Origin of the sequence: Arthrobacter sp. MA-N2 (assembly GCF_000517125.1) — a bacterium.
GTDB classification, from domain to species: Bacteria; Actinomycetota; Actinomycetes; order Actinomycetales; family Micrococcaceae; genus Arthrobacter; species Arthrobacter methylotrophus.
In genome coordinates, this window is sequence record NZ_KI912155.1 from 2,791,201 (window position 1) to 2,815,005 (window position 23,805).

Below are 23,805 nucleotides of genomic sequence, written 5' to 3' on the forward strand. Positions count from 1 at the left end.
GTTGTCCCTTCCATTCGCACGATCTCGAGGAAGGACGTCTTCAATGACCCATCTTCATAACCCAAGTTGGTCCGAAGCAGTCGAACCGCAGGGTGCCTTGTCGCCCTTCAAGCGTTTCGCTGCGCTCCCGGAAGCCCAGGGTCTCTACAACCCGGAGCTGGAGAAGGACGCTTGCGGTCTGGCCATTATCGCCACCCTGCGTGGTGAACCCGGCTATGACATCGTGGAAGCGGCCCTGACTGCCCTGCGCAACCTCGAACACCGCGGGGCCGTGGGCGCCGACGAAGGCACCGGCGACGGTGCCGGCCTCCTGATGCAGGTTCCGGACGAGTTCTTCCGGGCCGTCACCGAGTTCGAGCTGCCCGCACCCGGCCAGTATGTGGTTGGTACAGCCTTCCTGCCGGCCGAAACCCGCGAAGCCGAGACGGCAAAGCATGGGATTGAAGCACTTGCCGTCGACGAGGGTCTGACGGTTCTTGGCTGGCGTGAAGTTCCGGTAGTCGGCGACCTGGTCGGTGCCATGGCCCGCGCCTGCATGCCTTACTTCGCCCAGCCCTTCTTCGCTTCGGCCACAGGTGAAGTACTGGACCGGAATGAATTGGACTCCCGGGCCTGGCGTATCCGCAAACGTGCCCAGAACAAGTTCGGCGTCTACTTCCCCTCGCTGTCTTCGCGCACCATCGTGTACAAGGGCATGCTGACCACCGCCCAGCTCGAACCGTTTTACCCGGACCTCTCGGACAAGCGCTTCAAGACCAAGCTGGCCATCGTGCACTCCCGCTTCTCCACGAACACTTTCCCGTCGTGGCCGCTGGCCCAGCCGTTCCGTACCATCGCCCACAACGGCGAAATCAACACTGTCAAGGGCAACCGGAACTGGATGCGGGCGCGTCAGTCCCAGCTCGCGAATCCCCTTCTGGGTGATTCCCCCGAGGAGCTCTACCCCATTTGCACTCCGGGGGCATCGGACTCTGCGTCCTTCGACGAGGTTGCCGAGCTGCTCTGGCTCTCCGGCCGTCCCATCACGCACTCGATCATGATGATGATCCCCGAGGCATGGGAGAACCATGCCACGATGGATCCGGCACGCCGCGCCTTCTACGAGTACCACTCCATGCTCATGGAGCCGTGGGATGGGCCCGCAGCAGTGTCCTTCACCGACGGGAACCTGGTTGGTGCCACCCTGGACCGCAACGGCCTGCGCCCTGGCCGCTACTGGATCACCGAAGACGGACTGATCGTTTTTGCCTCCGAGGTCGGCGTGATCAACGTCGAGCCCGCCAAGGTGGTCAAGAAGGGCCGCGTCTCGCCCGGCAAGATGTTCCTGGTTGACACCGAGGCCGGCCGAATCATCGACGACGCTGAGGTCAAAGCCGAGGTTGCCGCCGCCAACCCTTGGGCCGAATGGGTCAAGGACAACCTGATCGACCTCAACGATCTGCCCGAGCGCGAGCACGTGCTGCACACTGCAGCGTCCGTCAACATTCGCCAGCGGACTTTTGGGTACACCACAGAGGAGCTGAAAATCCTCCTCGGACCCATGGCCCGCACTGGCGCCGAACCGCTGGGCGCCATGGGCTCCGACACGCCTGTCGCCGTGCTGTCCAAGCGTCCGCGCTTGCTGTTCGACTACTTCGTGCAGTCCTTTGCCCAGGTCACCAACCCGCCCCTTGACGCCATCCGCGAAGAGCTGGTCACCTCGCTGAAGTGCGCCATCGGTCCCAACGGCAACCTTCTCGACGTCGGGCAGGTGCGCCAGCCGCAGGTTTCCCTGCCGTTCCCGGTAATCAACAACGACCAGCTCGCCAAGATCGCGAACATCGAGAATGCTAGCGGTGACAAGGTCGCCATGAAGGTCCGGGGACTCTACCGTCCGGAGGGCGGTGAAGCGGCCCTCCGCGGTCGCTTGACCGAAATCTGCGAACAGGTCTCCGGCGCGATCAACCGCGGCGTGCAGTACATTGTCCTGTCCGACCGCGACTCCAACGCGCAGTGGGCGCCGATCCCGTCGCTTCTGCTGGTCAGCGCTGTGCACCATCACTTGCTCCGCAGCGCCAACCGCACGAAGACCGCCTTGGTGGTCGAGGCGGGCGACGTTCGCGAAACGCACCATGTGGCTGTGTTGGTGGGCTTCGGTGCTTCTGCCGTGAACCCATACTTGGCCATGGAATCCGTGGAGCAGCTGATCAGCACCGGCGAGGTGGTTGGTGTAACTCCGGAAGACGGCGTCTACAACCTCATCAAAGGCCTCGGCAAGGGCCTGCTGAAGATCATGTCCAAGATGGGCATTTCCACGGTGGCCTCGTACACCGGCGCGCAAACATTCGAAGCCTTGGGACTGTCCCAGGACCTCGTGGACGAATTCTTCTCCGGCACGCACTCCCAGCTCGGGGGTGTCGGCCTGGACGTCATCGCCGCGGAAGTTTCAGCGCGCCACGAGATGGCCTACCCGGAAGGCGGCATCGAGCAGCCGCACCGGCCGCTGCTCGGCGGTGGCGAATACCAGTGGCGGCGCGACGGCGAACCGCACCTGTTCAACCCGGAGACCATCTTCCGCCTGCAGCACGCCACCCGCGAACGCCGCTACGACATCTTCAAGTCCTACACCAAGGGCATTGACGATCAATCCGAGAACCTCATGACCCTCCGCGGACTCTTGAAGTTCAAGGACACCCTGCGCGCTCCCGTGCCGCTCGAAGAAGTCGAGCCGGTCTCCAGCATCGTGAAGCGCTTCTCCACCGGAGCGATGAGCTACGGCTCCATCTCCAAGGAAGCCCACGAAACCCTGGCGATTGCCATGAACCGGCTGGGCGCCAAGTCCAACACCGGCGAAGGCGGCGAAGACGTGGACCGCCTGCTGGACCCCGAGCGGCGCTCGGCCATCAAGCAGATTGCTTCCGGCCGTTTCGGCGTGACCAGCCTGTACCTGACCAACGCCGAGGACATCCAGATCAAGATGGCACAGGGCGCGAAGCCCGGTGAAGGTGGCCAGCTGATGGCGCAGAAGGTCTACCCCTGGGTAGCCCGGACCCGGCACTCAACCCCCGGCGTCGGGCTCATTTCCCCGCCCCCGCATCACGACATCTACTCGATCGAGGACCTCGCGCAGCTCATCTACGATGCCAAGCGGGCCAACCCTTCGGCACGCGTGCACGTCAAGCTGGTTTCCGAAGTCGGGATCGGCACTGTGGCGTCCGGCGTCACCAAGGCGAAAGCCGACGTCGTGCTCGTCTCCGGGCACGACGGCGGAACCGGCGCCTCGCCGCTGAACTCGCTCAAGCATGCGGGTGTTCCGTGGGAGCTCGGTCTCGCCGAAACCCAGCAGACGCTCATGCTCAACGGGCTCCGCGACCGCGTAGTGGTGCAGGTGGATGGCCAGCTCAAGACCGGTCGCGACGTGGTCATCGCCGCACTGCTGGGTGCTGAAGAGTACGGCTTCGCCACCGCCCCGCTCGTGGTCTCCGGCTGCATCATGATGCGTGTCTGTCACCTCGACACCTGCCCGGTCGGCGTCGCTACCCAGAACCCGGAGCTTCGTGCGCGCTTCAACGGCAAGCCCGAATTCGTGGTCAACTTCTTCGAATTCCTTGCCGAGGAAGTCCGTGAACTGCTGGCCGAGCTCGGTTTCCGCAGTCTCGTGGAGGCCATCGGCCACGCCGAGGTCCTCGACACCCGCGAAGCCATCGACCACTGGAAGGCCGAGGGCCTGGACCTCGACCCGATCCTGCACGGCCTCGAATTCGACGACGACGTTCCCCTGCGAAACCTCACGGGCCAGAACCACGAGCTGGACAAGCACTTCGACCAGCGCCTCATTGGCATGGCCGCCGAAGCATTGAGTGACCGCACACCGGTGAAGATCGCCGTCGACGTCATCAATACGGACCGTTCCGTCGGCACTATGCTCGGCCACGTCGTGACCAAGACCTTTGGCATTGACGTGCTCGCCACCGACACGATCGACATCACGTTGAAGGGCACGGCCGGGCAATCGCTGGGTGCTTTCCTCCCGGCGGGCATCACACTGCGCATGTACGGTGACTCCAACGACTACGTCGGCAAGGGCCTCTCGGGTGGGCGCATCATCGTCCGCCCGGACCGCACCAACGTTTTCCAGGCCGAACGGAACGTCATCGCCGGCAACGTGATCGGCTACGGCGCCACGAGTGGTGAAATGTTCCTGCGCGGCCAGGTGGGCGAACGCTTCCTGGTACGCAACTCCGGTGCCACCGCCGTCGTCGAGGGCATCGGTGACCACGGCTGCGAATACATGACCGGCGGCCAGACACTGATCATCGGCCGCACCGGCCGCAACTTCGGTGCCGGCATGTCCGGTGGCACGGCCTATGTTCTGGACCTCCAGCCCGCCCGGGTCAACAAGGAAGCCCTGGATTCCGGGGAACTCCAGTTGCTTGAGCTCGACGCGGAGGACCGCGACATTGTCCACGGCCTCCTGGTCAAGCACCTGGAAGAAACCGAATCCGTCCTCGCGGGCCGCCTGCTCGAAAACTTCGACGACACCGCCGCCCGCATCACCAAAGTACTGCCACGTGACTACGCGGCGGTCCTGCAAACCCGTCTCGACGCCATCGAAGAGGGCCTTGACCCCGACGGCGAAGAAGTATGGTCTCGAATCCTGGAGGTAACCGGTGGCTGATCCACGCGGATTTCTGAAAGTCCGGCAGCGCGAGACGCAGCCACGCCGTCCTGTTCCCGTCCGCATCATGGACTGGAAGGAAGTCTACGAAGCCCAGGACAAGGACGTGCTCAAGAGCCAGGCCGGCCGCTGCATGGATTGTGGCGTTCCGTTCTGCCACCAAGGCTGCCCCTTGGGCAACCTCATTCCCGAGTGGAACGACCTCATGTGGCGCGGAAAAGGCGAGGAAGCGATTGAGCGCCTGCACGCGACCAACAACTTCCCGGAGTTCACCGGACGGTTGTGTCCTGCGCCGTGTGAAGCGTCCTGCGTCCTGGGCATCAACCAGCCCGCCGTGACCATCAAGCAGGTGGAAGTTTCCATCATCGACGATGCCTTCGAAAACGGCTGGGTGCAGCCGCTTCCGCCGGTGCGCCTCTCCGGTAAGACGGTCGCCGTCGTCGGCTCCGGCCCGGCAGGGCTTGCGGTTGCGCAGCAATTGACCCGCGTTGGACATACGGTGGCCGTCTACGAGCGCGACGACAAGATCGGTGGCCTGCTGCGTTACGGTATCCCCGACTTCAAGATGGAGAAGGAACAGGTCGACCGCCGCGTCGAGCAGATGAAAGCTGAGGGTACCCGTTTCCGTACCGGTGTTGCGGTCGGAAGTGACGTGACCTGGGAGCAGCTGCGCCGCCGTTACGACTCTGTGGTGATCGCCACCGGTGCTACGGTCCCGCGCGACCTTCCCATCCCCGGCCGCGGGCTCGAAGGTATCCACTACGCCATGGATTACTTGGTTCCCGCCAACCGCGTGGTTGCCGGTGAAATTGTGGAAGACCAGATCAATGCGAAGGGCAAGCATGTGGTGATCCTCGGCGGTGGCGACACCGGCGCTGACTGCCTCGGCACGGCACACCGACACGGAGCCGCATCCGTCACTACCCTCGCGATCGGCAAGCAGCCGCCGCTGGAGCGTGCCTCGCACCAGCCGTGGCCGACGTTCCCCACGCTCTTTGAGGTTGCCAGTGCGCACGAAGAGGGCGGCGAACGTACCTACCTCGCCTCCACCGTTGAATTTGTCGGGGAAAACGGCAAGCTCACGGGCGTCAAGGTTGCCGAGACCGAGTTCGTGGACGGCAAGCGACTGCCTAAGGCCGGCACGGAACACATCATTCCGGCCGACTTGGTCTTCCTGTCACTTGGCTTTACGGGCGCAGAACCCGCCGGTATCACAGAACAGGTCAGTGCAGAATTCGACGGTCGCGGCAACGTGGCTCGGGACGGGTACTACATGACCAACACCGAGGGCGTTTTCGTGGCAGGCGATGCCGGCCGTGGGCAGTCCTTGATTGTCTGGGCCATCGCCGAAGGCCGCGCCTGCGCTGCCGCCGTGGACAAATACCTCATGGGCAGCACCATTCTTCCCGCGCCGGTGGCTCCCACCGACCGGGCTATGGCGGTCCTGTAAGGACCGGCGAACGACGCTTTCCCAACTCCAACTGCAGCACACTACTAGGGTAGGTATATGAGACGCGCAAAAATCGTGGCAACGTTCGGACCGGCAATTTCCAGCTTTGACAACACCCTCGCGGTGCTGGAAGCCGGCGTCGACGTCGCCCGCATGAACATGAGCCACGGCGACTACTCGGTACACGACAACACGTACGAGAACGTCCGCAAAGCTGCTGCCCACCTGCACAAGCCGGTCGCCATCATGGCTGACCTGCAGGGGCCCAAGATCCGCTTGGGCCGCTTTGTCGACGGCCCCCACGAACTCGCTGTCGGCGACACCTTCACCATCACCACCGAGGATGTTCCGGGCACCAAGGACATCTGCTCCACCACGCTCAAAAGCCTTACCGGAGACGTCAACGTCGGCGACGCACTGCTGATCGACGACGGCAAGGTTGCCTTGCGTGCCATTGAAGTCGACGACGTCAAGGTGGTCGCCACCGTGACCGTTGGCGGCTGGGTCTCCAACAACAAGGGCATCAACCTGCCTGGTGTTGCTGTCAACGTTCCCGCACTGAGCGAAAAGGACGAGGACGATCTCCGCTGGGCCATGAAGCGCGGTGTCGACCTTGTCGCCCTGTCCTTCGTTCGTGACGCCTCCGACATCAAACGCGTCCACGAAATCATGGACGAAGAAGGCCGCCGCGTGCCGGTCATCGCCAAGATCGAGAAGCCGCAGGCCGTGGAGCAGCTCCACGAAATCATCGACGCCTTCGACGCCATCATGGTTGCCCGCGGCGACCTCGGCGTGGAACTCCCGCTCGAGGAAGTACCGATCGTCCAGAAGCGCGCCATTGAACTGGCCCGCCGCTGGGCAAAGCCTGTCATCGTGGCTACCCAGGTCCTCGAGTCCATGATCGACAACCCGCGCCCCACCCGCGCGGAGGCTTCGGACTGCGCCAACGCAGTGCTGGACGGCGCCGACGCAGTCATGCTGTCCGGCGAAACCAGCGTGGGCAAGTTCCCGATCGAGACGGTCAAGACGATGGCCCGGATCATCGAGTCCACGGAAGAACACGGTCTCGAACGCGTTCCTCCGCTGGGGACCAAGCCCAAGACCCGCGGTGGCGCCATCACGCGTGCCGCCGTCGAAATCGCCGATCAGCTGGATGCGAAGTACATCTGTACGTTCACCCAGTCCGGTGACTCGGCCCGCCGTCTATCCCGTCTGCGGCCGGTCAAGCCGGTATTCGCCTTTACTCCGCTGGAGCACGTCTGGAACCAGTTGGCGCTCACTTGGGGCATCCAGCCCGTTCTGGTTCCCATGGTTGGCCACACTGACGCCATGACGGCACAGGTGGACCGCAGCCTCCTCGAGATGAAGATCGTCGAGAACGGCGACCTCGTGGTCATCGCGGCAGGGTCCCCTCCCGGACAAGCCGGCTCCACGAACTCGCTCAAGGTCCACAGGGTGGGCGACCTCGCAGACACGTCCCAGTTGGAAGAGGCCGCATCCCGCAAGGAAAAGCTCGGACCGTGGCCGGAAAAGAAGAAGAAGATCAAGTCCAAGATCTGATCTTTTACGCATCAACTACTTGGATCAGCAAGGGAGGCCCTGCCGTTGGCAGGGCCTCCCTTGCTTTGTCGTGGCCTGAATCCGTGCCGCGGAGCCGCGTCCGGGGGCGACGACGGGCGCCGGGTCCGGCGGCGACGGCGCCCTTCGTGGGGTACGACGACGGGCGCCGGGTCCGGGGGCGACGGCGCCCTTCGTGGGGGAGTGCTAGTTGACCTGGTTGATGATGGTCTCGGCGACCTCGCGCATACTGAGGCGGCGGTCCATGGATGTCTTCTGGATCCACCGGAACGCTTCCGGCTCAGTGAGTCCCATCTTGGTGGTCAGGAGGCTCTTAGCGCGCTCTACGAGCTTGCGGGTGGCGAACTGCTCCTGCAGATCGGAAACCTCGTTTTCGAGGGCCTTGATCTCCTCGTGGCGGGACAGCGCGATCTCGATGGCCGGGATCAGGTCCGCCGGAGTAAAAGGCTTGACGACATAGGCCATGGCCCCGGCGTCGCGCGCGCGCTCCACGAGTTCCTTCTGGCTGAAGGCCGTCAAGAGGACCACAGGCGCGATCCTTGCTTTGACGATTTTCTCCGCCGCCGAGATGCCGTCCATCACGGGCATCTTGACGTCCATGAGGACCAGGTCCGGCTTCAGCTCCTCAGCCAGCTGAACAGCCTTCTCACCGTTGTCGGCCTCGCCGACGACGTCGTAGCCTTCGCCCTTCAGGATCTCGATAATGTCCAGGCGGATAAGGGTCTCATCTTCTGCGACAACTACGCGGCGTGCCGGCTGGGATGCGGGCTTGGACTCCGTCTGTTCTGACACAGGATCTCCTTCAAGACGTACGGCGGGTTCTCAACTATCTTAGTTGCACCCGGTCCCTGCTTCTGATTTGTTGCCCGGGCGAGCCGGTTCTGGAAAATAGCCCATCTGCATGTAGAGTAGTTTCGCGCACTGCAACAGGGAGCGTTGGGATCTGAGAAGACCTCGACGTCGGTTAGTCTTGTTTTGGTGTTTCCGCGCCCGAGTGGCGGAATTGGCAGACGCGCCGCACTCAAAATGCGGTATCGAAAGGTGTGTGGGTTCGAGTCCCACCTCGGGCACAGTGTTTTCGCAGGTCAGGGGCCTATTTGGCCCCTGGCTGTTGACAAAAACCCTAAAGGTGTTGACAAGGGTCTAGCTTTTTTGTGTGGCCAGCATCCGCAAACGCGTGAAAAGTGACGCAACATCGTCCTTCATGCTGCTTTGGCGAGACCCGAAGAGCCGCGAGGCCGAGACCCTCAAACGGCTGTTCGACGCGAACGGACAATCCTTCGAAATCGCCCAGCAAGCAATCCTCGCGAACCAGTTGAAAGTACCGACTGCGGCCGAAGTGATTCAGGAGCATATTGACCTCCTGATTCGGCCCTCAAGTGGAACCACCCGGACTTACCAGACGATGCTGGACCTTCATGTGCGGGACGTCATAGGTCACATCCCGGTGGACAAGCTCAATTATCGGCACATGAATCACTGGGTGAAGTCGATGATGGCCAAAGGCCGTTCACCGAAGACCATCCACAATGTCCATGGTCTCATCTCTGCAGCGATGAACACTGCCGAGATGCTGCAATACATCCCCCGGAACCCTTGTCGAGGCGTGCAACTGCCTAGCCTTGACCGGGCAGAGGATGAAGCGATGTTTCTCACTCACGCCGAATTCAGCCTGATCATGGAAGGCATGGGGGAGAGGTATAGGCGTTTACGAGCTTCCTTGTCATGACTGGTACAAGATTCGGCGAAGCTACAGCGCTAACCGTGGGGGATGTCGATCTTATGTCCAAGCCGCCCACAGTGCGGATCAACAAAGCCTGGAAACGCGACGGGCAGTCGCAGTTTTACATTGGAGCCACGAAGACCGGCGCCGGCAAGCGCACCATAGGGCTCAACCCGGCACTTGTCGAGCTATTGATCCCGCTGGTGGCCAGCCGCCCCGGGAAGGAACTTCTGTTCAGCACCCCAAAGGGTCAGCGAATCGTCCACAAGCTGTATTGGCATCACTGCTGGGTGCCAGCCGTCCGGACGGCGCAGGCGATTGGGCTGACGAAGACGCCACGTATGCATGATCTCCGGCACACGCATGCGTCTTGGCTGATCCAGGACGGAGTTTCGCTATTTACCATTTCGCGGCGCCTCGGCCACGCTTCAACCCGGACAACGGAACAGGTGTACGGCCATCTGATGCCACAGGCGCTGCAGGCAGGCGCTGACGCCAGAGAGCGTTCGATCACCGGATTCGTTCACTGAAGCTGGAGTTATTTCTAAGTGGCGAGATTCCTTGCGGAGCAATAGATCTGAATCGACCAAGAATGAGCTAGGCACAAGCTAAGCACCCGATTTGGCACACCCGTTGACCGATCTTGAGTGTTGAGCCTACGTGCGGGGGATCACATTTGGCTTTCGGGCACTACGTTTTACCGGCCCTGAGGCCGCCATCCCCATTCCAGCCCGACGCCAGTTCCGGTACCGACCGCAATGTTTGCCTCAGAATGCCCACCACAAACCAGGAACGGGCGTGCGGGCGTGCGGGCGTGCGGGCGTGCTGGACGAATCGAGACATGGATAGACCTGATGCGTCGTCGCTACCTTTGACGCACGACTCCAGCTTTGGCGAATTCGCGCGCGATCGCGTGAAATTCTTTCGTCATGCTTCCGCGAGCTTCGATGTACTGCCGAAGGACGTCTTTGACTTCATTGTCATCGCAAACGGACTGGGCCCAGTAAAGCAGATCGTCGTCAGAAATGCTGTCTTGAACTCTGATTCTCGCTGCGGAAATCTCAAGGCCAAAGGTGAGGGCTCGCACGGCGCGTTCGGCCTCTCGATGGCGTTCGGTCAAGTTTGACTTTGGTACGTTCGGTGGCCGGTGGGAAATGACTGCCCGTTTCAGGCTCTCCTCAAGAAGTTGTGATTGGTGGAGCAGTCTTGTCGCGTTGCGTTCTAGGCGCACCAGTGCAGCTAAGGCACGGTCTTTCAGTAACCTGTTCCAATCCTGGATCGGGTGACCGCTGATGCTGCGCGATATTGCGTCCAGTTTCTTATCGTTCACCCAAGAATCGACGGTGTCCTCGGGAGTGCTTTCAAAGAAAGTCCGCAGAGACGATTGAAGCCTGTCCCAGGACCGTTGAGCATCCTTTATTTGATCTCGCCTTGACCGGCGTCTTTGCACGAGATCAAGTGCAAGGCCAACGGCCGCTCCTGTGATCAATGCGACGAGGACATCTGGCACGAATTGCGACCAATTAGGCGGCCAAATGCAGGACGCGGAGGAGGTGCAAACCAAGGAATTAAAATCAATCTCCATCTATCCTCCCGAACTCGCTGAAACGCTCTGTGCTTGGAAGCCGTGGGACGGCGGAAGGTGCGAGGCGTTTGTACTCAAGGTAGTACCAACCGAGTGCGGCGGTAATCCAGCCGACACCCGCAACAATCTCAAATTTGACCGTCATGCTGACTGGGCCGCGCACAGCCTCCCTAGCGGCCGGTCCCAACGAACGCCAAACTTTCCCAGCGCCCACCGCGAGCAGTTTGAAGCGTGAGTGGCCGTCGAAACGGTGGCGCAACCGGGCGATCATCTGCCCGTTCCTTAACTCCCTGCGAAGTAGCCAGGCTCGTTGAGTGCGTTCTCGGGGGACCTGCGTAGAAACTACTGCACTATTCGCCCAAACACATAGTCCACCTCGCAGCTGAAGCCTCAAAAAGAATTCGAGGTCTTCGCCCCCGGTGAGTCCGAAATCTTCGTCGAACCTCAGACTTGCATCGTCGCGAAACCAAGAGGCAAGAACCAAAGCATTGTTCGTAGCGACATACTTTACGAGCGATCCCTCCGGACGCTCGAGCTTTTGAAAGTACTTGTAGTCCGCCGGCCTATTCGTCAGCCGATACTCCACCGGGCCTGTTACTACGTCCGCGTGATGGCGCTGCATGGACCTGACCAGCTCACGGATCCAATCGGGGGTGGCGGTCTCATCGTCGTCTACGAAGGCTATTGCCCAGGGCTCGTACCGCAGAGCGGCCGACACTCCGGCGTTTCTTGCAGCGGATATGCCGCGACGCGGCTCGACGATATATGCGGCGTCGGGTGCCAGCCGGGTCGCAACCTCTCGTGCCGATTCGTGGACATCGTTATCCACGATAACCATTTTGTGGAGAAGGCCAGGGTCTTGCGCCCGTAGGGATTCAATGAGTGCCGCAAGAGATTCTGGCCTGCGGTAGGTCGCGATCGCAACGACTACTTTAGGCTGTATCTGCGTCCATTCCGATACTTTACTCATTACACTCGTTTCTCGAAGTGGACTTATCTTAGACAAAGGGAGCAGGATCTTCCCGCCGCCACTCGATTCATTGGAATTATTGAGGCCTGAGTCAACAGATCGCGAGGCAAACACTCATGACAGCGGTTTCAGAAGGCGCTTCGAAACGGAGCAACAGCGAAGCGGCCAGGATCGCCATCGTTACCGGTGTATGGCACGCGGCGATCTCGGAAGGCTTGTTGGCAGGAGCTACCTCGGTCCTTCAGGAGACGGGTTGTCACTTTGAAGCATTCCATGTGGCCAGCTCTTTTGACCTGCCAGTTGTGACTCAGGCCGTTCTTGAGACAAATTGGGACGCCGCAGTTGTCTTGGGAGTAATCATTCGTGGAAAGAGCGCACACTTCGACCGTCTATCGCACGCGGTAACCAGTGGCTTGAGCGACGTGGCGTTAAGGACGAAGAAACCTGTCGGCTTTGGCCTTCTCATGGTGGACGACGAAGCTCAAGGACTCGACCGAGCCGGCCTGAAGCACTCCAAGGAAGACCGAGGCAGGGAGGCCGCTGAATGGGCGCTGGAGGCGACTTTGCTGCTGCGCCGGATTCGGATTCCGTCATGACCGGTCAACCAGCGATCCTGGTCTTCTGGTGGTGGTCACGAAGAAGAAGCAAACTTTGACGAACGAACCACTAGAAGCACCGGACGCGTGAGGACCCTGGTTTACCAAGGCGCCGGGTTCTCTGTCGTCCCCGCCTACACGTTCCGGACACCACAGCGTCTGAAGGTCGCGTAGCTTTGCACACCCCGCTCGACGCGACAGCCTCAAGATCGGGGCATTTGGGCGCACCGGTGAGGCCGCGCTGACCCCACCTTAATTCACTGGAGACAGACGGCCCTTCGCACGGGTTCCGATGAGCCGTGGCTCCGACGTAGGTGCTGCTTGCACTGGCACCTCACTCAGGCGAGCGATTTCCATGATGTGCTCGGACGTAAAGATGATCTTTCCCTTGCCCCAGCAGGTATGCGGGAAACGCCCAGCGGCGGCGCCGTCGCGAAGCCAGGCCTCAGTGCATCGCATGATGGCAGCCGCCTCGGCCGGCTCGAAGAACTCAAGGTCCATTTCTCTGCCCTGATTTCGTGAGTGGTGTTGGCAGTTCATGCCCCTGGATGCAGGAATTGACATGACTAAGCCCAAGTGACCACATTGGCCGGTCAATACACGGACAGACCTTCTCGCCCCAGGCTCGCGGAAAAGGCTTCGGCGGCCGCTTGTACGCTCTGTGGAGAGGCCGACAACCCTTGACGAATCGGAAGATTCCAGGAGCCCGGCGCCGATGGTGAGGCTGTACCCCAAGGAGGCCTTGAAGTTGAGGTAGGCGGTTGTTGCCTTGAGGATGTCTTCTTGGTTACTGCTGGCCGGCCCGGTGCGAACCAGCGGCGCGGCGAAACTGCAACGCGGCCACCAATTGGGCCAGCTCATGTCGACGTCGGCGATGAGCGCCCATGCTTCCTCTGGGGGTCGCCGGAGGCGCCAGGAGGAGCTGAGGTCGAAAAGGCGAGCGGTCATTGGGATATTCTGGCACCGATCTGCCTTCGACGGCATCGGGGCTGTCCTAGGGGCCCATCCCAAGCCATCGGCTCACAACGGTTCTCGCGCTCCTACGTCGCGGGCTATGACTGCGTTCGCAGTGTCACTCAACCGGGCTTCTAGTGTCTTTCATCGCATGGGTTACGAGACGCTCGGGTTTTGAGACCCCGAGACGCCGTAGCTGTCGATTTTGCCGCTTACGGCTATCCCGTCTTGTTCGGAGATGGGCACCAACGATATTGCGCCGCTGCTAGCGAAATGTGTCCGCCCGGCATTCTCCTAGGAACGACGAAATTATGGGTTGGTGGGGGATCCGTGGATTTCGATGCGGCGGAAGCTGGACGAAGGACTGCCTGCGGCCGCGTCACCTGTCCGCCGATCGATCACCGGATGCGGAGCCCGCCGACATGCCTTTTCGTACTAAAAGTTGTATGCACTGGATCATGCGAAAGTACGCTCTGTAGAGTCAGCGTCACCGAAGAGGCCCACGAATTGGCTCTAGCCAAAGCCCGGTCTCGAGGGAAGCAGAGCCAGCCAAAATAGGCTGCGGAGATTCGCTTTTGCAGTTCCCGGTGATATTGCCCCGGCCACCGTGCGCCCCGAAGCGCTATTCACAAACCGCCCGGTGTTGCGTGGACGTCGGACGCTATGCTGCCATCAACAGACCCTGCCATAGGCTGGGGGCCGGTGGAAGGCAGGATAGAAGGCAATGCATGAATGACATCTCCGGTGGGCTGAGTCTCGCAGATCTCTTCCAGGCCACCGGGTTGGCACCGCAGGAGCTGCTGGTCATTCGGCACACGCTCAAGCCCGACGGTCTGCGAACCCGGGCAGATGCGATTGGACCTAACCTGCTGCCGTACGTGCGAGAACGGGGCATCCAAAACAGTAGGATCCCGGCAACTCCACCCCGGTTCTGGCTGAACTTCCTCGCCACCACAGGCCTGCGGGCCCGGTTCATCATCGCGCACGAGAACCATGGTGAAGTGCTCGCGGAGCGCACTGAGGATCGCCGTTTCTTTGACCTGCAGCCCGCCCCGGTGTTCGCTGCCCTGTCGGACCGCCTTGTGATTGAGTGGACCAAGGACGCGGTGAACTGGGCTAAGACAGGCGACCGGGCAACCTCCATGACGGTGGTCGAGATCTCCGACCCTCACACCGGCCGGACTCCTCGGGTTTCCCACAATCACGGGGGGAGAAGGGCTAGCCGCTTCCGGCCGGTGCGTCTCACATCCCTAGGGTTTCGAGACAGGTGGGATATGAGACAACGAAGAACTGGCACAACTCGTCACTCACATTGAACTTGGAGAGCACACAGATTGGGTAGTGGAAGGCTGCGAAAGGACCGATCACCGATCGTCACGGGAGCGCTGTTAGCCTGCCTCCCGTCCGTCGAGTTGGAAGTAGCGTTCGGCGTATGTGCGGTGGGCCAGGCGGTATGTGCTAACGCCAAATTCGGAGTCCAGCATTATGTAGGGGGCGGCGGTTCTCAGAGCCTGGTCTATGTCGTCGTCAGTAAGCCTGGACCTGTCGTGCAGGAGTGCGTTGGCTGCGATGGCCCAGATCCCTCCAGTTCTCGGATACCCGTTGCCCTGGGCGTAAGCGAGGGAACGCAGGAGGGCCTCAACGCGTGGGCTCGCTGCCCGGATGCGTGCGACGGCTCTGTCGAAGATACCGGTGTGACCGTGGGAAAGTAATTCGGCCAGGTCCGTGTCGGGGTCTTGCCATTTGGGCTCAATGACTGCCTCGTAAGCGGCGAGACGGGCGAAGAGAAAGGGCTGATCGGCGGCAGCGATGGCTCTCGTGAGACGGTTGATGGTGGCATTCCGATTGGGTATGCCTTCAGGCAGGTTCTGGCGCAGCCGGTCATAGACGTAATCCGCGATGTCCCCGGCATCGCGTGCGAGGTGGAGCACTCGGGTGTTTGAGTCACGAGAGGCTCCCAGGACCTCGAGAACCGTTTGGTCGGGGGGAACGGGGTGATCGGGGTCTTCGTGGAGGGACTGACGGGTGCCGACGAGGACTTTGACGTTTTCCAGTGCTGCGAGGCCACGGAGCAGGCTGGCGATGGGGTAGGGATCTCGGGCTTCGTCGAGGGCGTCGGCGAGGATGGTCACGGGGGACGTGGCCCTGAGATTCTGGATGAGGTTTCCGGGGCTCGTGGTCGGGGACTGGCCGAGTTGGGAGGAGAGCTGGGCGGTGGCATCGCCGATCGTTCGCCCGCTGAGATGCGTGACAGCGGTAAAGATCCCAGGCGGAGGGCACAGGAAGTCCATGACCGGGGGCCCCCCGAGTTCTTCCAAGGCATCGACGAGTCTGGGGTCAGAAGCGGCGAGGACCATACCCAGGACAGCCGACTTCCCGGATCCAGCAGATCCCGTGAGAACTAACATCCCGGATCTAGCGTTCGTGACCCATTCGACGATTTGTTTGCGTTCGCTCCGACGGCCGCTGAAGTGCCACTCGATTTGGCCTGCTTCCGCGCCCTGGGCTTTGGCGTAGAAGTGATTGCGTATATGGGACGGCGCGTCGCGCAAAACGCGGTCCAGCTCGGCGTAGACATCCTGGGGTGCCTGAATGCCAGCACCTCCGTGGGGGTGGGCGATCCGGGCATCCGGGGAGAAGTTGGCATGAATGCGCTTTTCGGCCTCAATGCCGTCCTCGTAGGCGTCCTCTAGGCGGCGCATCAGCTCGCGGAGACTAACGTGGTCATCGCTCGGGGTGAACCCTGCGATCTTCGCCTTGAAGAGCTCAGGGAAATGGCCGGCGCTGGTCGGGGCCGGTCCATTGGACGTGCCGACGATTCCAACGTTCTTGGCGGGCGTCCCCCCTACGGCGAGCTTTTTATAGATGTTCCATGCCCCCACGCCCGACGAGCAAGTGTCGAGTATGAGCAGCACCCAGTCGTCGGGGTGATCGAAGTCCTGTGAGCTCTTGCGGCGAAGGTATTCGACGAAGTCGTCTTCACTGAGAACATGGTTGGGCAGAATCGGTGCCTCGGCATTCCCTAGCAGGACGTGGTAGTGGTTGCCCGCCTGCTCACCGTGCCCAACCCAGTAGAGGATGCTGCCCACACCTCGCTCCTGGGACCATTGCCCTAGCTTTTTTTCGATGGCCTGTTTCGCTCCCTTCGTTGAGGTCTTCGACGACCAGTCGCGTGCACTCACTCCGTAGGCAGTTAGCACGTCCGCGACAGCTGTACAGCACTCGCGGGCCGGCAGCAATTCGATGCTGTTCAGCTTCGGGTACTCTGCGATGCCGACGGTGACCAAATCGACCGGGATGCTGGAGGGGAGGATGTCGGGGCTCATTCCGGCCTCCCGATCAGGATAATTTCGGTGATGGGTTCGAAGCCTCCGGCCTTGACTGAGATCTCATGCAGGCCCACCGGTAAACCTGGATGGGAGAAGACGACAGTCCTGTCCTGGCACCGCCCAGGCCCCCACCTGGTTATGGTGCCCGTGGTGAGATTCGTGCTGGCAACGTCGATTCCCACTGGGTCTCCGGGGCGGGCTCCCTTGTCGCCGGGCTGCTCGATGACGGTCAGGGAAACCCGCTGCCCGGCGGTTGCGAGGTCGGGGAGGTGGACGCCGATCGGACGGGTGCCTAGGGGTGGCCCCGAGTCTCGGTCCATGACTTTGTCCTCGATGAATACCAAGGCCTGAGTAGTGACAGCGAGGGCCATGTGTTTCTGCGTGATTGCGTGGGACACTGCCCCGGCGGGAGCTCCGGACCTGCGCCAGACCGTCGAGTCCCCGAAGTCGACCTTGCCGTCTAAAAGGGGGCTAGTCTCGACGGTGCCGCCGTCCAGGCGCATCGAAGCAGACGTTGGTTGCCTGGCACCGACCCCCGCCAGGAGCGGGACGGTGGACGGTGAAGGTTTCCCGGTGCGGAGTCCAAGACTTTCCCAGCGCTGGCGGGCGGCCCGGGCGAGGTCGACGTTGCCGCCGATCCCGCAGACGTCGCTGTCGGTCAAGACCCGGTCCGGCTGCGACGTGGCCGTCACACACGCGTACCGGGGCAGCAAGTCGTAGACGCCCGGGCAGCTACGGGCCAAGTCTCGTGCCCCGATCTCGGGGACCGGGGCGCCGGCTCGGCCGTGGGCGAGCATCTCAACCGCGTTGATCGAGCCGTAGAACGGGGTTCCAAGGGTGATCAGCATCCGCACCTCGGCCGCCAGGGATGAATCCTGCAAAACCAAGCGTGCGAGGAGGCCACCCATGGAATGGGCCACAATAACCAACCGCACCTGTGCTGGATCCCCAAGTCGTTCTTTGCGAACGATGGACTTCCAGGCTTCCAGATGCCTCTGGCAGGCGTCCGTGAGGGAAGGGGTATGCGTGTTGATGTCCATGCGCCAGTCGTAGGGGAACTGGCCGACCGCACGCGCGTCGCCGCACAGGCTGGCCAGCTTGCGTAGGAGTCGTGAGTACGGAAGGAGACCGTGCAGGAACGGCGCCCAGACAGGCGTGTGGAGGAGCCGGGTTGCCGTGAGGTGGGAGCCGTGCTCAAGCTCGTCGAGTGTGACATGTAGCTGGGGCAGACCTCCTGTCACCCATGCCCTGCCGAGCACGCTGGGGTTCGTGCCCCATAGGAGCTTTCCCTGACGGTCCCTCAGTTCGGAACCCATGATCCCGGGGATAACGATGACTGCGTCAAGCATCGCCCGCCTCTTTTGCCCGAGACGGCGTGTCGACAGCCAGACGCAGCCATAGGACACCGCGGTCACAGCCGACGATCAGTTCGTTTCCGAAAGCGAGCACCGATGACGGTATCAGGGGCGAGAGGTCCCGCGCAGCTAGGCATGTGCGAGTGTCTAGATCCCAGACCCGTAAGGTCCTGTCCTCGTCCACTGTGGCAAAACGGGCTGAGCCCCCCGGGCCCGTCAAGGGGCACACGCTCAACAACCAGGGGGCGTGGCCGGTGAGGGGCTGCCCGATCTGAGTGCCGGTGCCGGTGGCGGGGTCCCAGACCCGCACGGTGCCGTCACCGCCGGCGGTGGCGAGTCTGGGTGTGCCGTCCTGGCCGGTGAAGGCACATATGGCGGTCACCCCGCCGTTGTGGCCCGTGAGAGGCTGCCCGATCTGGGTACCGGTGACGGGGTCCCAGACCCGCACGGTGTCATCACCGCCGGCACTGGCGAGCCGGGGGGAGCCATCCGGGCCTGCGAAGGTGCACACCCCGAACATCCAGCCAATTATGCGGGTGAGGGGTCGTCCGATCTGGGTACCGGTGACGAGATCCCAGACCCGCACGGTGCCGTCACCGCCGGCAGTGGCGAGTCTGGGTGTGCCGTCCTGGCCGGTGAAGGCACATATCCCGTTTACCCCGCCGGTGTGGCCGGTAAGAGTCTGCCCGATCTGGGTATCGGTGACGGGGTCCCAGACCCGCACGGTGCTGTCACTGCCGCCGGTGGCGAGTCTGGGTGTGCCGTCCTGGCCGGTGAAGGCACATATGGCGGTTACCCCGCCGGTGTGGCCGGTAAGGGTCTGCCCGATCTGGGTACCGGTGACGGGGTCCCAGACCTGCACGGTGCTGTCACCCCCGGCAGTGGCAAGCCGGGGTACGCCATTCGGGCCCGTGAAGTGGCACATGTCGTATACCCAGCCGTCGCGGTAGGTGAGGAGTTCCACATCCTTAATCTGCGTGCTGGTGGCGGGATCCCAAAGTCGCACGGCCCCGTCAAGGCCGGCGCTGGCGAGCCGTGGCCTGCCATCCGGGCCAGTGAAGGCACATAGTGCGTTAACCCGTCCGATGTGGCCCGTGAGGGGCTGCCCGATCTGGGTGCCGGTGGCGGGGTCCCAGACTCGCACGCTGCCGTCATCGCCGGCAGTGGCAAGCCGGGGTCTGCCGTCCGTGTCTGTGAAGGCGGACACGCCGAATATCCCGCTAGTGATCCCGGTGAGGGGTCCGGTTTGGGTGCCGGTGACGGGGTCCCAGACCCGCACGGTGCCGTCACCGCCGGCGCTGGCGAGTCTGGGTGTGCCGTCCGGGTCGTTGAATGCACATATCGCGTATACCCCGCTGTCGTGTCCTGTGAGGGGCTGCCCGATCTGAGTGCCGGTGCCGGTGGCGGGGTCCCAGACCCGCACGGTGCCGTCACCGCCGGCGGTGGCGAGTCTGGGTGTGCCGTCCGGGTCGTTGAATGCACATATCGCGTTTACCCCGCCGTCGTGTCCTGTGAGGGGCTGCCCGATCTGGGTGCCGGTGGCGGGATCCCAGACTCGCACGGTTCCGTCATCGCCGACGCTGGCGAGCCGTGGTGTACCGTCCGGGCCCCTGTAGGCAGACAGTGCGTTAACCCGACCGGTATGGCCCGTCAGGGGCTGCCCGATCTGGGTGCGTGTGACGGGGTCCCAGACCCGCACAGTCCTGTCCTCGACGCCAGCCGTAGCGAGCCGTGGCGTGCCCTCCTTGCCGTAGAAGGCACACACTGCGTTAACCCGACCGCTGTGGCCCGTGAGGGGCTGCCCGATCTGGGTGCCGGTGGCGGGGTCCCAGACTCGCACGGTGCCGTTGCCGTCACCGGTGGCGAGCCGCGGCGTGCCCTCCGGGCCAGTAAAGGCGCACACCCCGTACACCGGAGCGGCGTGGCCGATCAGTGCCAAGGAAAGCACTTGCCGCCGGAGGTTGGCCATCACCAGCTCGCTTCGGCTCGCCGCCGGCGAACCCACTCCAAGGAGCTCGGCGGCAATGGCCCGGGAGAGGCTGCGTCGAGTCGCGTCCTGGTCCTGCAGATAGGGCCGGGCCAGCGTTGTGGCCAACGCGACGGGGGGCAGGAACGAACCTGCGAGCCAGGCACGGAAGGACTCGGAGACGAAGGCATCCAAATTCAATGCGTCGATCACCACATCATCCGTGTCCTCCAGGCGCTCCCAGCCGCCGGACTGAGCGAGGTGGGCGGGAAGGTAGGCGCTCAGGTACCCGGCAGGCCCGGCATCAGTGGGCGCTGTGTCCCTGGCCGCTTGAAGGAAGGCAGCGCTGATCGCAGACAAGGCACGGTTCGGTCGAGATTCCACGTGCACACCCCTTTAGTACGCCGATCGGTCAATGGAATCACGCCCCCGGCAGGGAGGATAGACCTTACGCAGTCCGGACAATGCCTTGGGCGCATAGAGGTACGTTGCCCAGGCCCTCTGCCAAGGGTTGAAACTCACTGGTCGTCTGGGAGTCTGCGAGTCTGTTAGCGCGAATTTGGGTCTCCCCGTCTTCCCGGGTGGGAACAGCCTTAAAGCGGCAGGGTACAACTTGGCCGTCTCAGCAGACGTGTCATTCTGCATGCAAGGTCATTCGAGCCGGCCGGCGATACTCGCATAGTAAGTGTTTTCGTCAGTGGGGTTCCACTCCACTAGTCACTCCCATACAGCGGTTATCGAAGTCGTTGCAGTTCCGGGCCGCCGCAAGACTCGCCGCAAAACTGCCGCGCGGTGCCCCTAAACGCTACACAACACATAGTCTCGAAACTCTTGGGAAACGAGACGCCTCGACGAGCGAATAGTCGTCTGACCTGCACAGTTGCAGATTTTCTGCGGAATCTTGCATGCACGAGGGCAAGGATGATTCTCGTAACTATGTTTCATAACTTCGTAGCCAAAATCTGGTACTCATCCCTGGTTATGAGGCAGGTGAGCGCGCGTCGGCTCAAGGGGGACTAGAGCGAGGCCGGAAGTAAACACACTTCTGGGTCCAGCAGCCTAGCTTCTTGAAAAGCTTTCCACGACACCGCGGCCCTGCTCGGGTGCGTCTGGTCCAATTAGCGGGGCGTGCAGTCCAGTCAAGAACCGGTACCGTTTTGGTACCATAGTGACATGGCTATGAATCTCCGTGTCCCTGAAGACCTCGATCGACGGCTGGAAAGGTTGGCTGCCGAGGAACACACGTCCAAGTCCGCGCTTCTGTTGCAGGGCGCGGAGTTGGTTCTGCAGCGCCACGCGCGCCGGCGTGAAATCAGCGAGGGCCTCGATTTTGTTATGAGTCATGACGCTGAGCTGCTGAAGCGCCTTGAGGACGCGTGACAGCGTACCTGGATATTGAGGATGCACTTCAGGTAGTTGATCGGTACGGCTTCCATATTCGTGATGTCGGGTTGTTGGCCTCGGCTTTGGCCAGGCCAGCTACGACTGTCATGGGCGCGGAGGCTTATCCGGAACTGGCGGTGAAGGCGGCAGCGTTGTTGGAGTCCGTCGCACGGTTCCATCCACTCATTGATGGCAACAAACGGACGGCGTGGACGCTGATGGTGCTGCTGCTCTGGATCAACGGTTACCGGCATGCCTTCACGACGGATGAAGGCTTCGACCTCGTCGTCGGAGTCGCCGCGGGCACTGTCGACTTGCTGGACTCTGCCGCCGAGATTTCCAGGCATCTGGTGCCCCGGTAGTCCTCCAGCGGCCCCTGAAAGGGGGTGTGGAAAGTGCCCACACTTTGCGCCTCCCTCGGGCTCATACAGCCCTCGGACTGCCCCGGATTCCGCACGTTCTCGCGGCTTCCCAGTGTTTTCAAGGCCTAGAAGGCAGTTCGAGTCCCACCTCGGGCACGCATGACCCCTCGTCAGAGGGGTTTTTGCTTTAATGTGTGGACATCGACCCTCCGCGGGTCCCTCTGACATTGGCCGCGGTCTGTGGCTGGCGCCGCGGTGGCCCTATGAAGGTGTGTGGGTGGCGGGTTCAGGGTCCTGGCTGGTGGGCCCTCCTCCTGCTCTGGGGTGAGGTTATGTGGTTCCTCGTTCCGGTTCTGTCTGGTTGGTCGTGGATGGCCAACACCCGTTCATGGTTCAGCGTCCGGGGTACAACATGATGAAAGCGACTTTGACGCCGAAGCTTCTTGGAAAGCCGCTCCCGGTCGTCAGTGGGAGCTGTGCGTGTCCGCTTTGTCCTGCCAAAGGGGGTGTGGATAATGTCCACACTTAAGTCTGATTTATGGAAGTGCCTATGGCGGTCCGCCCCTGAGCCTTCGACGTAAGTGCCTCCAACGCAGATGCGGGCTCGGAGCTACGTAGCGACATAAGAGACTGCCTCGGGTTTTGTTGACTTCTTTGACTAGCGAGCGGAGGCTCCCGGAAGGATTCTGAGAGGCCATGGCTTGCCCGAGCATTACTCCGACGACGACGACAGGCTGCGCGGCGACGCCTCCGACGGGCTGCCGGGCGTTGCCGGGATCGGCGAAAAGACGGCGTCGTCGTTGATCTGGTGGCTTGGCGGAGGTGCTTTGGATGCGCAGTGGGCTTGTGTCGAGGAGTTGATACCCGTTGCCCCGCGGGGGGATTGTGTGGCAGCCTCGAAGTGATCCTGTCGCCGGGGCGACGACGGGCGGCAGAGAAAGAGCACGGCATGGGACTCATCCATATCGACCTGTTCACCACGCTCGATGGCGTCGCGCAGGCGCCCGGCGGGCCGGAGGAGGACGCTGGCGACGGTTTCGCGTTTGGCGGCTGGCAGGCGCCTCTCTGGGACGAGGTCGTCGACGAACAGGTCGACTCCGGGATGGCAGGGATGGATGCGCTGCTGCTGGGGCGCCGGACCTACGACATTTTCGCCGCATACTGGCCGCACGCGGACGGGGACATCGCGCGGCTGTTCAACCGCCTCCCGAAATACGTGGCCTCGCGCCAGACGCCGGCCCTCGAGTGGGCCGACTCCACACTGCTCGGTCCTGATATCGTCGCCGCCGTGCGCGAACTACGTGACCGGCACGCGAACATCCACGTCATCGGCAGCCTCGACTTCGTACAGACCCTGTTCGCCGAGCGGCTCTTCGACCGGCTCACGCTCTGGGTGTATCCGATCCTCCTTGGCGGTGGAAAGAAGGTCTTCGCCGACGGGGTGGTTCCAACGAACCTCAGACTCATCGAGCCGGTTGTGGCCTCACCGAAGGGAGCGGTGCTCCAGCGCTATGCTCTCGCCGATGGCAGGCCTGGCGTCGGCGATATGTCGGCCAATGACCAAGAGGGCTAGCGGCGTACCAGGTGACCAGTGGCCGCCGATGCATGAGGGTGTTGAAGCTGCGATCAACGACATTGCGCCGCTTGCAGGATTCCGTGTCCTTGCAGGCTTCCCTGTCGTGGCTGACGGGCCGCACGCCGGCGGAGCAGCGTGTCCCGGTGCGCGGAACCGCTCCACGGGAACGAAAGGCCCCGCCTAATGGGGGACCAGACGGGACCTTCGCATGCTGACCCTTGCAGATGCTTGTCTGTTCCAGTGGATTGCTGGGCGCCGGCGAAGCTACCAGGTCCGGCGTACCTCGCGCCGTGGCTGCGGCTCAAGAGGTCCAGTCGTCCG

The 23,805-nt window shown here is 62.3% G+C and carries 16 protein-coding genes, 1 tRNA gene and 1 pseudogene; 11 read left to right on the forward strand and 7 right to left on the reverse strand.

Going from position 1 to position 23,805, the window contains the following annotated elements; all coding sequences use genetic code 11:
• The first annotated feature begins 43 nt into the window (after positions 1–43).
• From gltB to pyk, 3 genes are read left to right on the forward strand one after another with little or no spacing between them, the layout of a single operon-like run.
• The gene (gene gltB / locus A3M3_RS0113720; protein WP_028266831.1) at positions 44–4,657 is read left to right on the forward strand and encodes a glutamate synthase large subunit; all 4,614 of its coding nucleotides are present in this window, start codon (positions 44–46) and stop codon (positions 4,655–4,657) included.
• Positions 4,650–6,107 (forward strand): glutamate synthase subunit beta, encoded by a 1,458-nt coding sequence (locus A3M3_RS0113725; protein ID WP_028266832.1) that lies wholly within the window; start codon positions 4,650–4,652, stop codon positions 6,105–6,107. The genes gltB and A3M3_RS0113725 overlap by 8 nt, the downstream gene beginning before the upstream one ends.
• A gap of 57 nt (positions 6,108–6,164) precedes the next feature.
• Positions 6,165–7,667, forward strand: coding sequence for a pyruvate kinase (gene pyk / locus A3M3_RS0113730; RefSeq protein ID WP_035741768.1), 1,503 nt, complete (start codon positions 6,165–6,167; stop codon positions 7,665–7,667).
• Between the two features lie 204 nt (positions 7,668–7,871).
• On the opposite strand, the gene A3M3_RS0113735 is transcribed toward pyk, so the two are convergent.
• Positions 7,872–8,477, reverse strand: a complete 606-nt coding sequence (locus A3M3_RS0113735; RefSeq protein WP_028266834.1) for an ANTAR domain-containing response regulator — start codon at positions 8,475–8,477, stop codon at positions 7,872–7,874.
• A 196-nt stretch (positions 8,478–8,673) separates the two neighbouring features.
• Between A3M3_RS0113735 and A3M3_RS0113740 the strand changes: the two genes are divergently transcribed.
• The 3 genes from A3M3_RS0113740 (at position 8,674) to A3M3_RS28920 (ending at position 9,938) form a co-directional block, all read left to right on the forward strand.
• Positions 8,674–8,755, forward strand: a tRNA-Leu gene (locus A3M3_RS0113740).
• A gap of 86 nt (positions 8,756–8,841) precedes the next feature.
• On the forward strand, positions 8,842–9,414 hold the full coding sequence (locus A3M3_RS28915; RefSeq protein WP_231497257.1) for a hypothetical protein: 573 nt from the start codon (positions 8,842–8,844) through the stop codon (positions 9,412–9,414).
• Positions 9,411–9,938, forward strand: a complete 528-nt coding sequence (locus A3M3_RS28920) for a site-specific integrase (RefSeq protein WP_231497258.1) — start codon at positions 9,411–9,413, stop codon at positions 9,936–9,938. The genes A3M3_RS28915 and A3M3_RS28920 overlap by 4 nt, the downstream gene beginning before the upstream one ends.
• A gap of 335 nt (positions 9,939–10,273) precedes the next feature.
• On the opposite strand, the gene A3M3_RS28925 is transcribed toward A3M3_RS28920, so the two are convergent.
• Both A3M3_RS28925 and A3M3_RS0113755 read right to left on the reverse strand, forming a co-directional pair.
• Entirely contained in the window at positions 10,274–10,993 is a 720-nt protein-coding gene (locus tag A3M3_RS28925) for a hypothetical protein (RefSeq protein ID WP_155854377.1), read from the reverse strand.
• Complete coding sequence (locus A3M3_RS0113755) at positions 10,983–11,963, reverse strand: glycosyltransferase family 2 protein (protein ID WP_028266836.1); 981 nt, start codon at positions 11,961–11,963, stop codon at positions 10,983–10,985. Before A3M3_RS0113755 ends, A3M3_RS28925 begins: the two co-directional genes overlap by 11 nt.
• 116 nt (positions 11,964–12,079) lie before the next feature.
• Between A3M3_RS0113755 and ribH the strand changes: the two genes are divergently transcribed.
• Positions 12,080–12,559 carry a 6,7-dimethyl-8-ribityllumazine synthase gene (gene ribH / locus A3M3_RS0113760; protein WP_035741771.1) on the forward strand — a complete coding sequence of 160 codons (480 nt, stop codon included), beginning with the start codon at positions 12,080–12,082 and terminating at the stop codon, positions 12,557–12,559.
• 252 nt (positions 12,560–12,811) lie between these two features.
• Here the strand turns inward: ribH and A3M3_RS0113765 are convergent, their stop codons facing one another.
• The 4 genes from A3M3_RS0113765 to A3M3_RS25040 all read right to left on the reverse strand — a co-directional run bounded on the left by A3M3_RS0113765 (position 12,812) and on the right by A3M3_RS25040 (position 20,547).
• Positions 12,812–13,507, reverse strand: coding sequence for a hypothetical protein (locus A3M3_RS0113765; protein ID WP_028266838.1), 696 nt, complete (start codon positions 13,505–13,507; stop codon positions 12,812–12,814).
• Between the two features lie 1,394 nt (positions 13,508–14,901).
• Positions 14,902–16,839 carry an ATP-binding protein gene (locus A3M3_RS0113775; protein ID WP_028266839.1) on the reverse strand — a complete coding sequence of 646 codons (1,938 nt, stop codon included), beginning with the start codon at positions 16,837–16,839 and terminating at the stop codon, positions 14,902–14,904.
• Positions 16,836–18,191 (reverse strand): esterase/lipase family protein, encoded by a 1,356-nt coding sequence (locus tag A3M3_RS26990; protein WP_028266840.1) that lies wholly within the window; start codon positions 18,189–18,191, stop codon positions 16,836–16,838. Before A3M3_RS26990 ends, A3M3_RS0113775 begins: the two co-directional genes overlap by 4 nt.
• Entirely contained in the window at positions 18,184–20,547 is a 2,364-nt protein-coding gene (locus tag A3M3_RS25040; protein ID WP_155854378.1) for a WD40 repeat domain-containing protein, read from the reverse strand. The genes A3M3_RS26990 and A3M3_RS25040 overlap by 8 nt, the downstream gene beginning before the upstream one ends.
• 789 nt (positions 20,548–21,336) lie before the next feature.
• On the opposite strand from A3M3_RS25040, the gene A3M3_RS0113790 reads away from it, so the two are divergent.
• The 4 genes and pseudogenes from A3M3_RS0113790 (at position 21,337) to A3M3_RS0113805 (ending at position 23,481) form a co-directional block, all read left to right on the forward strand.
• Entirely contained in the window at positions 21,337–21,543 is a 207-nt protein-coding gene (locus A3M3_RS0113790) for a ribbon-helix-helix protein, CopG family (RefSeq protein WP_231497259.1), read from the forward strand.
• On the forward strand, positions 21,540–21,908 hold the full coding sequence (locus A3M3_RS0113795) for a type II toxin-antitoxin system death-on-curing family toxin (protein WP_028266842.1): 369 nt from the start codon (positions 21,540–21,542) through the stop codon (positions 21,906–21,908). The genes A3M3_RS0113790 and A3M3_RS0113795 overlap by 4 nt, the downstream gene beginning before the upstream one ends.
• A gap of 701 nt (positions 21,909–22,609) precedes the next feature.
• A pseudogene (locus A3M3_RS28105) lies at positions 22,610–22,714 on the forward strand (flap endonuclease); the annotation flags it as partial.
• A gap of 143 nt (positions 22,715–22,857) precedes the next feature.
• Complete coding sequence (locus tag A3M3_RS0113805; protein ID WP_028266844.1) at positions 22,858–23,481, forward strand: dihydrofolate reductase family protein; 624 nt, start codon at positions 22,858–22,860, stop codon at positions 23,479–23,481.
• The last annotated feature ends 324 nt before the right edge of the window (positions 23,482–23,805 follow it).